Raw genomic sequence first — 12435 nt, forward strand, 5'->3', positions numbered from 1 at the left:
TTATTCTTCACTACCCTGCTCTAGCTCTTTTTGCAGATCTTCCATCATAGCATATTCTATGGATTCCTGAGTAGTCGGTAATATTGTCAGGATAGTTTCTAAGCGAGAAATCTGAATGAGCTTTTGTACAGGAGGATGCACAATACCAGTGATAATAAATGATCCAAAATCTTTCCACAACCTATTGGCAGTGAGAATGGAGGACAATCCGGAAGAGTCCACATACTTCACATGATTGAGATCCAATATTAGATTTCTGACACCCTCATTTCTCAAAAAAATGAACTCCGATTTTAAATCAGGAGCTATCAGGGAGTTGAGATTCTCCTCATTCAACCTAAAAATCGCGTATCTGTCTTCCTTATCTATTGAGTATTTCATGTCAATTCGTCATTAATAATCCGCAAAATTAGATTTTTTTAGCCATAATTAGGGATTGGGCTCAAATTTGATGACTTAATTTTAATACAAGGTCAGATTTAATCCAAATGTTATGAATTGCTTAATTGTATCATATTCATGAAATTTATTACAACTACTTTGTTATTCAATAAAAACAAGCATATTGCAGCAAAATAAGATTTGCGCAACTGTGCTGAAAATCGTATACTTGTTTGACCATTTAATTTATCTAGATGAGTAATAAAAGATCACCACAATTTCAAGATGTCATTCGTAAAAGCCGAGAAGAAGCTAATCGGTTGCGTCACGATTTCGTCGGAACCGAACATTTCCTGCTTGGCTTGCTTAAAGACCGCGACAATCTGGTAGTCAAAGTTTTAGAGAGCCTGGAAGTAGACTGCACAGAATTAAAATATAAGCTCGAAAAAGTACTGCAAAAGGAATTGGCCAGCAATCCACCAGCGCTTACAGTCAGAGAAGACCTACCTCTCAGTAAACATGCTGAGAGAATATACAGGCTGAGTCATTTAGAGGCTAAAGAAATGAAACAAGACACTGTAGCTCCCGAACATCTCATGCTTTCTATCTTAAAACATAAAGACAGTGAAGCTACCCGCATATTGGGAGAGCTGGATGTAGATTATGAGACTTTTAGATCCGAACTACAGTATGTAATCCAGGAGCAAGACCTGGCTAATAGTGATTATTTTGCGCAGGCTCAGTCAGATTCTGAGTCTAATTATGATGAAGAAGGTGCTTCAAAATTTCCCAGGAAAGGAAACACTAAATCCCGTACCCCAGTATTGGACAATTTTGGAAGAGACATCACCAGATTGGCTGAAGAAGACAAGCTCGACCCTATCGTAGGTCGTGAAAATGAAATCGAACGGGTTTCGCAGATATTAAGTCGTCGTAAAAAGAACAATCCTATCCTCATAGGTGAGCCAGGCGTAGGCAAAACAGCCATCGTAGAAGGACTGGCCTTGCGGATCATACAGAGAAAAGTCAGCCGCACCTTGTTCAATAAACGCATTGTGATGCTGGACCTTGCAGCACTGGTAGCCGGGACAAAATATCGTGGCCAGTTTGAGGAACGCATGAAAGCCATCATGAATGAATTGGAAAAATCACGGGATGTGATTTTGTTTATTGATGAAATTCACACCATTGTTGGTGCTGGAGGAGCTACGGGTTCTCTGGATGCCTCTAATATCTTTAAACCAGCTCTGGCTAGGGGAGAACTACAATGTATCGGCGCATCTACCCTGGACGAATACAGACAATACATAGAGAAGGATGGTGCCCTGGACAGAAGATTTCAAAAAGTAATGGTAGATCCTCCTTCTGCAGAAGAAGCAATATCTATCCTGCACAATATCAAGTCCAAATACGAAGAATACCACAATATCACTTATACTGACGATGCCATCAAAGCTTGCGTCAAACTCAGTGATCGATACATCACTGACCGGTTTTTGCCTGACAAAGCCATAGATGTTTTGGACGAAGTTGGTGCCAGAGTACATCTGAAAAACATACATGTTCCAAAACATATTGAGGAGATCGAGCAGAAAATAGAGTCTATCAAAGAACTCAAAAATAGTGCTGTCAAGAACCAACAATATGAGAAAGCGGCAGAATATCGGGATACTGAATCAAAACTTCAGGCCAAACTTGAAACTGCCAAAGAACAGTGGGATGAAGAATCTAAAACTAAAAAATATCCTGTCGATACTGATGACATTGCTGAGATTATAGCTATGATGACTGGTATTCCAGTCAAACGCGTAGCCCAAAGTGAAGGCAAACGACTCATCAATATGAATGAGGACATGCGCAAGGTGATTATTGGGCAGGATGAAGCCATCGAAAAAATCACTAAAGCTATTCAGCGTAACCGCGTAGGACTTAAAGATCCTAAAAAGCCAATAGGGACCTTTATATTTTTAGGCCCAACAGGTGTAGGCAAAACAGAATTAGCTAAAGCATTGGCAAGATATTTATTTGACAACGATGATTCGCTCATCAGAATTGATATGAGCGAGTATATGGAGAAGTTTTCTGTAAGTAGACTGATTGGTGCTCCTCCAGGCTATGTAGGATACGAAGAGGGTGGCCAGCTTACTGAAAAGGTAAGGAGAAAACCCTATTCTGTGATTTTATTAGATGAAATAGAAAAAGCGCATCCTGATATTTACAATATATTACTACAGGTATTGGATGATGGGCAGTTGACAGACGGCCTGGGCAGAAAAATTGATTTTAAAAACTCCATGATCATCATGACTTCCAACATCGGAGTTCGCCAATTAAAAGATTTTGGCCAGGGAGTAGGTTTTGCTACTAAATCCAGAGTAGAATCAGCAGAGGCTGATACAAAATCTGTGATCCAAAATGCACTTAAAAAGACTTTTTCACCAGAATTTTTAAACCGGATCGACGATGTAGTCATCTTTAATAGCCTGGATGAAGAACAAATCTTCAAAATCATCGACCTTTCACTTTCAAGCCTCACTAGTAGACTTGGAAATATGAACTACGAATTGAAACTTTCAGAAGAAGCTAAAAAATTTGTTGCTGAAAAAGGATTTGATCCTCAATTTGGTGCCAGACCGCTCAACAGGGCCATTCAAAAGTATATAGAAGATCCATTAGCGGAATTTATACTGAATGAATCGCCGGAAGAAGGGTCCATTTTAGAAGCAATTTTAAATGATGATAAATCAGGCCTTAGAATCATGGTCAATAAAGTGGCTGAATCTTAAGTTACCCTGATTGTTAAAAATTTTTTAGTTTTGTTGTATTGTAAACACAAAAAATAGATTTTATAATTTAGCCTTCGTTGGCCAATAAATAGCACTTAATATTTAATTTAAAACAATAATTCTTGCAGGCAAAAACACCATTCAGGCCCAGATACCCAAATCAAAGAGGCCTCCCTTTCAAAAAAGACATTGGATTTAGGATCAATTTTGAAATTAAAGCTCCTGAAGTCAGGATAGTCGGCGACAATCTCCCCGAATTAGTCATTGAAGATGAACCACCGATCGAAACAGGTGTTTGTCCGATAAGACAAGTGCTCAAATGGGCAGAAAAGCTAGGTTTGGATGTGGTTGAAATTTCTCCAAATGCCAATCCTCCTGTATGTAGAATCATCGATGTTAACAAATTTCTTTTCCAGAAAGAAAAAAAGGAAAAAGAACTTAAGGCCAAAGCTGTAAAAGCGGAAATAAAGGAGATTCGTTTTGGACCTAATACAGATGACCATGATTTTGATTTTAAATTAAATCATGCCAAAAACTTCCTCCAGGAAGGCTCTAAAGTAAGGGCATATGTGTTTTTTAAAGGTCGTAGTGTGGTTTTTAAGGATCGTGGTGAATTATTATTATTAAAATTCATCAAAGAATTGGACGAATTGGCTGCGTGCGAATCACTTCCTAAATTGGAAGGAAAAAAAATGTTCATCTTACTATCACCAAGGAAAGGCGTCGTAAAGACTAAATCTTAATATTACTTTTTTTATAATACACATTCTATTGATTTAGATAGTATTATTTGAAATCACTGAAGATGGCCGCTGGCTGAATTTTTTTACCAATTGTTGGACTTAAACTCAGAATCCTACATTTCATCTCAGGTTCAAAAGTTTCTTTGTACTAGATGAATATTATTGTATCTTTGCCGCCACTTTTTAAATAAGTAGGAATTATGCCAAAAATGAAAACTCATTCCACTGCGAAGAAAAAATTTCGCGTCACTGGATCAGGTAAAGTCAAGAGATTTCAAGCGAATACCTCTCACCGGTTAAGACAAAAGTCCAAAAGGGCCAAATTAGCCAATCGTGACATGGCTCTCGTGAGTCATGCAGATGAAAAAAGAGTACTTCGTATGTTGTGTCTTAGATAATTAAACAATTTTTTAAATCCGGCCCATCAGGAGCAAAGTATCTGACAAGATCCCTGGAAAGCTGAAAATCATCATCAAATGCCACGTTCGGTCAATCACGTAGCTTCACGAGCAAGAAGAAAAAAACTGCTCAAAGCCACCAAAGGATTTTGGGGCGCAAGGAGAAACATCCTCACTGCTGCCAAGCACACACTCGAAAGAGCCTGGAAGTATGCTTACAGAGATCGTAAAGCCAAAAAAAGAGCCTTTAGAGCGCTTTGGATCGCCAGGATCAATGCTGCAGCCAGGTTTGAAGGATTGTCCTACTCCAAATTGATTCATGCACTTTCACAGAAAGACATCACTTTAAACAGAAAGGTGTTAGCTGACCTTGCTATGAATCATCCGGAAGCTTTCAAAGCGGTAGTAGCGAAGATCAAGTAATCTACCTCTTCTTTTAGTTTTTGTATAAGAGCTATACTACCTTTCCTTACAGGATTGGTCTTTAAATGTCATTGGTCAATTACCTTATAATTACAGATTATCCATTCACCAGGATCCTCCAGATCGGCGATTCCATTGAGATATCGGATCATTTTGTAATCTTATTGACTTAAAATGTCACCTATTGACTGCCCTGCGCTTTTTTTTAATCGTCCAGCTATACTTTATAAATGTCCGGTTTATGTGACAACAATAATGGACTACCGGTAGTCATATGAAAATAATGACAAAAAAATAGAATGCCTCAAACCCTATAATTCCCCAGCCAGGTCTTTATTTTCTAATAGCTTCTACGGGATCCATTTTAGCGGCTTGGAGGGCAGGGATCAATCCTGCCAAAATCCCTATAAATACAGAGATCCCAACTCCCAGGGAGATGTTTTTGAGACTCAAAAACATGGTGTAGCCAAACACTGAAGACAAGATTTTTAAAATCACATATACCAGGCCTAGTCCTATCAATCCACCGAGTAAACACAAGATGATAGCTTCTATTAAAAACTCCAATAGTATAAAATATTGCCTGGCTCCAAGCGCTTTTTTTATACCTATAATATTGGTTCGTTCTTTTACACTAACGAACATGATATTAGCCACGCTAAACATGCCCACCAGGATGGCAAAAAAACCAATCACAATACCGACCAAATTAAGTACTCCAAAGAATTTATCCAGAATATTGGTCAAGATAGACATTTCATTTATGGAGAAATTAGCTTGCTCATATGGTTTGAGTTTTCTTTCAGATTTGAGCACAGAGGTCACTTCAGCCTTCAAATCTTCCAGGTCGGCACCTGATGCAGCTTTTACCATTAGATTGGTGCCAAAAAGTCTGTTATTTTTAACATTTACCAGCTTTTTGGCGGTATTGTAGCCTACCAGTACTCCTCGATCAAAATCAGCCGGATTAATCAAATCCTTACCTGATTTTTTTATAACACCGATAACTTCCAGATGTCGATCTTTTACCTTTATTGTTTTTCCAATTGGATCCAATGTATTAAATAAATTAAGGGCAATCTCCGAGCCTATGACCACCTTATCTGCACCAGATTCAAATTCAAATGGTGTAAAAAATCGGCCATAGTCATATTCCATTTTATAGATTTCATTATAATCATAGCTGACCGCTAACACAAAGGCCCCATTAATACTACTAGACTTATATTTTAGATTGCTACTACCGATATACACTTGAATAGCCGCCAGGGAAGAATTTTGAACCCTGGCCTTTACAGCTTCTAATTCCTTATACGTAGCATTGGGTCTCCTTAAATATTTGAAATAGTTTTGGCTAGGGTCTTCATTCCACGGCATTTTGGTGATATAAAGCACATCATTGCCCAGTTTTTCAAAACTACCTTTAATATTATCCTCAAGTGAGTCTACCGCAGAAAGTACTGCAATTATACAAAATATACCAATTGTAATGCCTAATAGTGACAGAAATGTCCTTAGCTTATTGGCGGTCAGCTGGCCCAGGGACTGGACAATTCCTTCGTATAAAAGTTTAAAAAACATGTCGATCTACAGATGAACTATAAATATACAATCCCAATACCCAATTAATTCAAACATTCGATCAATCGTAGTTTTTAGACTTTAAATGACCACAAATATCTGATTTGAATTTTGCAACCTGACAGCCCGAAGGAGTAATATTAGCATATCATTTAATAAAAAGGCTAACATCCCTGCCATTAAATTGTTATATTTGCGACCGCTTTTTCCGTAAAAAAAGATTCAAAATGCGTACAAAACTATCTCAGTTTAATTTCGTTCTTCCCAAAGATGCTATAGCCCAATATCCTTCCAAAGAAAGAGATGGAAGTAAATTAATGGTCGTCCATAGAGATACCGGCAAAATAGAACACAAGAATTTCAAAGACTTATTGACCATATTCGACGAAGGGGATACATTTATATTCAATAATACAAAAGTATTTCCTGCAAGGTTATATGGAAAAAAAGAAAAAACCGGGGCTAAAATTGAAGTTTTCTTGTTGAGAGAACTCAACAATGAAGCCCGGCTTTGGGATGTGTTGGTCGACCCTGCCCGAAAAATAAGAGTTGGAAACAAATTGTATTTCAACGATAAAAAAGGCAATGAAATCCTGGTCGCCGAAGTCGTGGACAATACCACCAGCAGAGGTCGAACCATCCGATTTTTTCATGACGGAAGTGATGATGACTTCCAGGCCCAGTTAAAGATATTGGGTCATACACCACTTCCTAAATACATCAAAAGACCTTCAGAGGCTTTAGATGAAGAACGCTATCAGACAGTCTATGCCAAAGAGATCGGAGCCGTGGCTGCTCCAACTGCTGGATTACATTTTACTAAAGAATTGATGAAGCGCCTTGAGATCAAAGGAGTTCATTTTGCTGAGATCACCCTTCACGTTGGCCTTGGTACATTCAGAAGCATTGATGTTGAAGACTTATCGAAGCATAAGATGGAGGCAGAATATTTTAGAGTGCCTGAGTCTGCAGTCAAAGCTGTCAACCTGGCCAAAGAAAATAATAAAAGAATCTGTGCGGTCGGTACCACAGTGATGCGTGCTGTCGAAACAGCAGTATCGGCTCATGGTCTCATGAAACCACAAGAAGGCTGGACAAATAAATTTATATATCCTCCATATGATTTTAGTATAGCCAACAGCATGCTGACTAACTTTCATTTACCAAAATCCAGTTTATTGATTATGGCGGCTGCTTTTGCCGGCCAGGAGTTAATCATTGAAGCTTACGAGCAAGCTATAAAGAAGAAATATAAGTTCTTTAGTTATGGCGACGCAATGTTGATCCTATAATCAATATAAAGTTTTATCTCCATTGGCAGCCCACCAGGTAAATGGCTGGTTACTTTCAGGCAGTGGCAGATGTAATGTGGTAATTTTCTGCTTCTCTGATGTATTATGGGCCCTGACTAAGATTTGATCATTCTTTACTATCACAGCACCAAAAGGACCACCTTCACCATTTTGAATACCTTTCATGGCTTCCTCTATTGCAATCTGCAGAAAATGTCTATCGTCCGCTTCCAAAGTATACATTATTTTATCTATTTTAAATCTTACCAACTCTAAATTACATTTTTTTTAATTTGTCCAATTCTTTATATGTGATTGATTATGAGTGATTTTTAAGCAAAACAAATAATATTACCAAGGAAAGTATTTCTTTAATACTTTTGTGCAAATTTTTTTGGAACTCTTGTTTCAAAATTTCAGTTTAACAGACAAATAAATAACTAATATGTATTGGACGCTAGAATTGGCACACCACCTGGAAGACGCTCCCTGGCCGGCAACCCGAGATGAATTGATTGATTATGCTATTCGATCGGGAGCACCACTGGAAGTAATTGAAAACTTGCAACAAATGGAAGATGAGGGCGAGATATACGAAAACATCGAAGATATCTGGCCTGACTATCCAAGGAAAGATGATTTTCTTTTCAATGAAGACGAGTATTGATTTAAGAATCTACTCTTCATCTGTAAAGATTATAACTTAAGGTTACAAGGAGGCTATACCGGAGTACGATATAGCCTCTTTTAATTGATAATTAGTGCAAAAGGGCAAAAACATAAATATCGCCATAGATGGGTATTCTGCTTGCGGCAAAAGTACGCTCGCCCAGGGGTTAGCGCGATCGCTTCGCTTTGATTATGTCGATAGTGGAGCCATGTATCGTGCTGTGACCCTGTATGCTATCCGACTTTATATTTCAGAGGAAAATATCTTTGACATTATACCACTTTTAAAAAACATTTCTATTGAATGCAGATGGACACTCCAGGGCAATCTAACGTTTCTAAATGGTGAAGATGTGACTGACTTAATCAGGAGCCCTGAGGTACAAAACCTGGTAAGCCAGATAAGCACAATACCTGAAGTCCGGTCATTTCTTGTCAACCAACAAAAACAAATGGCTAAAAATGGCAATGTTGTGATGGATGGTAGAGATATTGGTAGTAAAGTAATACCTGATGCTGAATTGAAGATTTTCATGACCGCAGATATGGACATTAGGGTGCAAAGACGATATAATGAACTTATGTCGAAAGGCATCTTGGTGACTAAGGCTGAGATCAAAGAAAATTTAGAATTAAGAGATCATATCGATTCGACACGAGAAGACTCTCCTTTAATCTGTCCTTTGGACGCAAAGACATTAGACAATAGCTTTTTAAGCCAGCAAGATCAGCTCTCCATAGCCCTTCAATGGGCTCATACGGCTATATCATCCAACTCAAACTGAATAAATCCTCGTAATTTTCATCCTATGTCACATAAATCATTTTTAAAAAATCTACTTTTTTTAATTTTCGCTATAACCAGCATCGTCTCGGTAGCACAAGTCTCCAGTCGATCAAAAAAACCAACAACCCAACAGGCTAAAATCACTTCTTTTGCTGACCATCTCTGGTATGGTGGAGGATTTGGGCTCTCCTTCAATGGTGGAGGATATGGTGGGGTAAGTGGCAATACATTCAGCATCGGCTTGTCCCCCATGGTTGGTTATAAATTAAATAATATTTTCTCTATCGGCCCAAGGCTGGAGTTTCAATATACCAATGGTCGATTCCGGGAGTATAGTAATAGTCCTATCGTCAAGTTTAATGGTCTTGATTATGGAGCCGGCGTTTTTGCCAGGGCCAAAATCATCCGATATATTTTTGCACACACCGAATTGAGTTATATCAATCGTGTCTACCCTACCGGATATGCGATAGGTAATAAACTGGAAACTGAGCGGCAAGGTGACAACCAGTTTTTGGTTGGTTTGGGTTATACAAGCAATACCATATTTAGCTCTGAGATCTCGTTATTATATGATCTTCTGGGGGACACTCAAAGCACTCAACTTCCCTTAGTTTATCGATTGGGCTTCACTTACAAGTTTTAATTATTCACCGGTTTGCTGCGAGGATTGAAATAAATCCTTACTGATATCAAAAAATTTCTTCCTGCTTGCGGGTAGAGTCCTTTCTGATGATACCATCCGTTTTCGCCTTCTGCCTCCGAATAAGGATCATCATTGATGGGATTATAAGCTGATGATCGAAATCTATAGAGCCAACCATTGGAGGCGTAGGCTGTATTGAATATATTGTTGACGCTGGCACGTATATCCAATATTGGTGTTGAGCCTTTTACCAGTTGATAAAATAGATTTGAATGTACCAGATTATATCCATCCAGTGTCGAATATGGCAATCCCGTCCCATCCAGATATTGAGACCCTATAGATTGGAAACCCGGCTCAAGGTCAAGGATATGACCACTCGTAGCGCGATCGTGCTTGATCAAATGTATGGTACTGCTCAGATTGATTACCCTGGAGGGTGAAAATGCAATCGGTTTGTCTTGATGCGTACGGACTTGTTGTACTCCAGTATCCCAGTTATCAATATATTCAATTAATTGATGTGTCCGATTTTTTGAGAGGTTTAGATTGCCGTTAATGATAAAATTTTGCGACAGTTGAAATGACCAGGATGTTTCCAATCCAAGCCTGTACGAACTTGGCACATTACTCCTGATATAGGCGCCTACATCATTCAATTGGCCTGTTGGCACCAATTGATTCTTATAATTCATATAATAGAAGTTCTGCTCAAGCGTCAAGATCTTGTGGTTCCAGCGGAAACCTAATTCATAATCTTGCAACTGTTCGGGTTTAGGCAGATTCAGATCTGCCTTCACATAATCTTCGCGATTAGGTTCACGAAATGCCAGGCCACCAAAACCATATGCTTGCAGATTTGTATCGAAATTGAAGGTAAATCCGATCTTAGGACTTACAAACAAATGGTGAACAAGATTAAACTGTTCATTCTGGCTCACTTCGGATGAGTATTTATATGAAAGAACCCTGGCTTGAAGGTCTGCCAACAGGCTTCCTTTCTTTGAGCCCAACTCAGCTTTTGCAAAAACCATACTGGTCCATTTGGAAGCATCTTGATCGTAATAATTCTCCAGGCCGGGAAGAGTCTTATCATTTATCTGCACTACCCTCCCAAAATGCCTGCCTGCATAGTGATTCCAAGATGTGCCTAACTGTATTTCCTTGTACTTGTTTTTATACTCCAGGTAATGAATTGAACCATAAAACTGATTAGACAAATATCTCCTGCGGACAAGGTTTTTAGCATCATTACCTGGTAGGTTATATTCAGCTGGTATTTGATCTGCCTTGTATTCTTCATAGTATCCGGAGCCAGGGGTAAAGTGCAATGTATTTTGCAAGGTCCATGAATTAGAAAGCTGCTCGAGATGTAAAAATTGAATATGGGTCTGTCGGTAGTCATCAACCTGGTTTTCATATGGTGACCCTGGTCTTTCAGTCCCGGCAGAATTGAATTTGCGATTACCATTGATCACATATTGAATCGGCACGCCATACCATGCCTGGTAGGTTTTTTCATGGCCATCAAAAAGGTGCAACCTAAATGATCTTTTATTGCTGATTTGTGATATTGAAAGGCCTCCTGACAATAAGGCTGCACTGGCACGATCTATATATCCATCTGACCTCAACCATGATAATCTTCCCTGGATGCTTAGATGATGCTTCATCAATCCTGTACCGGCATTTATGCTCGATTTAAAGGTATTGAATGAGCCGATCGTGGACTCCAGGTTGAGGTAAGGGTCAGTAGAAAAACGGTTGGTATTGATTAAAATAGACGAACCGAAAGCTACCTGGCCAGCCCCGGACAATCCCATGCCCCGCTGCACCTGAATCTCAGAAGCGGAGGCAGCCAGATCAGGCAGATCCACCCAAAATACTGCCTGAGACTCCGCATCATTGAGCGGCACACCATTGATCAATACATTGGTCTGGGTAGGATCAAGGCCCCGGATCCTCATGCCCGTATATCCAATACCATTGCCAGCATCGGACGAACTCACGGTAGATGGTAGTGACTGGAGTATATATGGAATGTCCTGACCTAAATTTTTGCTATCGATATCACGAATATCCAGAGTGGTATGAGTGATAATCGATCGGGGTTTAGCCCAGGTAGAAATAATTTGAGCTCCCTCCAATTCATGAATAGCCTCTTTCAGTACGACCTGGATAGTGGTTTGGGGTTGAGCATCAATAAAGACATGGGTAGATTGAAAAGCTATATGTCTCAAATGAACGGTGTCCTTACGCGATGGGCCTGGCTCCCAATAGATCGTGCCTGAATCAATGGAAATTTTGAAAGCAAGACTTGCACTTGAAGCTGTAACTCCTTGTATCGGTTTACCATTAGCATCTTTGATGACAAGAGTCAACACCGACTGACCCGAAAGATAAATACAGAATAGAAAAAAACTTAAACCCAAAAAAAATCTAAAGCTCATAGAATCAAAATAAAATAGATATTCGGAGCTTTATCATCCATTCCTCTCTGGCATTACCCAGCAGGTTCGACGGGTATCATCTCAGCCTTGATCCTTGATCAGTAGGCACCCCGAATATTTGTGAGATAAGCAAAATTAACCCAAAAATTCATTAGGGATGAATTTTTTATCCTCAGACTCCGTCAGAGGTTAATCCTAATATTGATTACGAAATAAATTCTTTCATCAAAAAATTCACAATTCATTCATAATCAATCATCAGATCGTTCATAGAAATTC

At 39.0% G+C, this 12435-nt stretch carries 12 protein-coding genes and 1 riboswitch; of the genes, 8 read left to right on the forward strand and 4 right to left on the reverse strand.

What is annotated here, in order from left to right; all coding sequences use genetic code 11:
- A complete protein-coding gene (locus IPJ09_08540; GenBank protein ID MBK7371476.1) occupies window positions 1–381 on the reverse strand; it encodes an STAS domain-containing protein in 381 nt (126 codons plus the stop codon).
- A gap of 254 nt (window positions 382–635) precedes the next feature.
- Between IPJ09_08540 and IPJ09_08545 the strand changes: the two genes are divergently transcribed.
- The 4 genes from IPJ09_08545 (at window position 636) to rplT (ending at window position 4731) form a co-directional block, all read left to right on the forward strand.
- Window positions 636–3167 carry an ATP-dependent Clp protease ATP-binding subunit gene (locus tag IPJ09_08545; GenBank protein MBK7371477.1) on the forward strand — a complete coding sequence of 844 codons (2532 nt, stop codon included), beginning with the start codon at window positions 636–638 and terminating at the stop codon, window positions 3165–3167.
- 188 nt (window positions 3168–3355) lie between these two features.
- Window positions 3356–3910 carry a translation initiation factor IF-3 gene (locus IPJ09_08550; protein ID MBK7371478.1) on the forward strand — a complete coding sequence of 185 codons (555 nt, stop codon included), beginning with the start codon at window positions 3356–3358 and terminating at the stop codon, window positions 3908–3910.
- Window positions 3911–4110: 200 nt separating this feature from the next.
- Entirely contained in the window at window positions 4111–4308 is a 198-nt protein-coding gene (gene rpmI, locus IPJ09_08555) for a 50S ribosomal protein L35 (protein ID MBK7371479.1), read from the forward strand.
- Between the two features lie 78 nt (window positions 4309–4386).
- Window positions 4387–4731, forward strand: coding sequence for a 50S ribosomal protein L20 (rplT, locus tag IPJ09_08560; protein MBK7371480.1), 345 nt, complete (start codon window positions 4387–4389; stop codon window positions 4729–4731).
- 333 nt (window positions 4732–5064) lie between these two features.
- Here the strand turns inward: rplT and IPJ09_08565 are convergent, their stop codons facing one another.
- Complete coding sequence (locus IPJ09_08565) at window positions 5065–6318, reverse strand: ABC transporter permease (protein ID MBK7371481.1); 1254 nt, start codon at window positions 6316–6318, stop codon at window positions 5065–5067.
- A gap of 221 nt (window positions 6319–6539) precedes the next feature.
- On the opposite strand from IPJ09_08565, the gene queA reads away from it, so the two are divergent.
- On the forward strand, window positions 6540–7604 hold the full coding sequence (gene queA, locus IPJ09_08570; GenBank protein MBK7371482.1) for a tRNA preQ1(34) S-adenosylmethionine ribosyltransferase-isomerase QueA: 1065 nt from the start codon (window positions 6540–6542) through the stop codon (window positions 7602–7604).
- Here the strand turns inward: queA and IPJ09_08575 are convergent, their stop codons facing one another.
- Window positions 7605–7814, reverse strand: coding sequence for a hypothetical protein (locus IPJ09_08575; GenBank protein ID MBK7371483.1), 210 nt, complete (start codon window positions 7812–7814; stop codon window positions 7605–7607).
- A 235-nt stretch (window positions 7815–8049) separates the two neighbouring features.
- Here IPJ09_08575 and IPJ09_08580 point away from each other — a divergent pair, with 235 nt between their 5' ends.
- The 3 genes from IPJ09_08580 to IPJ09_08590 all read left to right on the forward strand — a co-directional run bounded on the left by IPJ09_08580 (window position 8050) and on the right by IPJ09_08590 (window position 9706).
- Complete coding sequence (locus IPJ09_08580; GenBank protein ID MBK7371484.1) at window positions 8050–8271, forward strand: DUF2795 domain-containing protein; 222 nt, start codon at window positions 8050–8052, stop codon at window positions 8269–8271.
- 94 nt (window positions 8272–8365) lie between these two features.
- The gene (locus tag IPJ09_08585; GenBank protein ID MBK7371485.1) at window positions 8366–9058 is read left to right on the forward strand and encodes a (d)CMP kinase; all 693 of its coding nucleotides are present in this window, start codon (window positions 8366–8368) and stop codon (window positions 9056–9058) included.
- A 24-nt stretch (window positions 9059–9082) separates the two neighbouring features.
- Window positions 9083–9706: a hypothetical protein gene (locus IPJ09_08590; GenBank protein MBK7371486.1), complete on the forward strand. Its 624-nt coding sequence runs from the start codon at window positions 9083–9085 to the stop codon at window positions 9704–9706.
- Here IPJ09_08590 and IPJ09_08595 read toward each other — a convergent pair.
- Window positions 9703–12156, reverse strand: a complete 2454-nt coding sequence (locus IPJ09_08595; protein ID MBK7371487.1) for a TonB-dependent receptor — start codon at window positions 12154–12156, stop codon at window positions 9703–9705. The two genes, IPJ09_08590 and IPJ09_08595, sit on opposite strands and share 4 nt — an antisense overlap.
- 23 nt (window positions 12157–12179) lie before the next feature.
- Window positions 12180–12279, reverse strand: a riboswitch (TPP riboswitch).
- Window positions 12280–12435 lie beyond the last annotated feature (156 nt).

Source organism: Saprospiraceae bacterium, from assembly GCA_016709995.1.
Lineage (GTDB): Bacteria > Bacteroidota > Bacteroidia > Chitinophagales > Saprospiraceae > JADJLQ01.

Coding starts and splice junctions, on each gene's coding strand:
- IPJ09_08540 (MBK7371476.1), bottom strand. CDS start 381: ATGAAATACTCAATAGATAAGGAAGACAGATACGCGATTTTTAGGTTG.
- IPJ09_08545 (MBK7371477.1), top strand. CDS start 636: ATGAGTAATAAAAGATCACCACAATTTCAAGATGTCATTCGTAAAAGC.
- rpmI (MBK7371479.1), top strand. CDS start 4,111: ATGCCAAAAATGAAAACTCATTCCACTGCGAAGAAAAAATTTCGCGTC.
- rplT (MBK7371480.1), top strand. CDS start 4,387: ATGCCACGTTCGGTCAATCACGTAGCTTCACGAGCAAGAAGAAAAAAA.
- queA (MBK7371482.1), top strand. CDS start 6,540: ATGCGTACAAAACTATCTCAGTTTAATTTCGTTCTTCCCAAAGATGCT.
- IPJ09_08580 (MBK7371484.1), top strand. CDS start 8,050: ATGTATTGGACGCTAGAATTGGCACACCACCTGGAAGACGCTCCCTGG.
- IPJ09_08590 (MBK7371486.1), top strand. CDS start 9,083: ATGTCACATAAATCATTTTTAAAAAATCTACTTTTTTTAATTTTCGCT.
- IPJ09_08595 (MBK7371487.1), bottom strand. CDS start 12,156: ATGAGCTTTAGATTTTTTTTGGGTTTAAGTTTTTTTCTATTCTGTATT.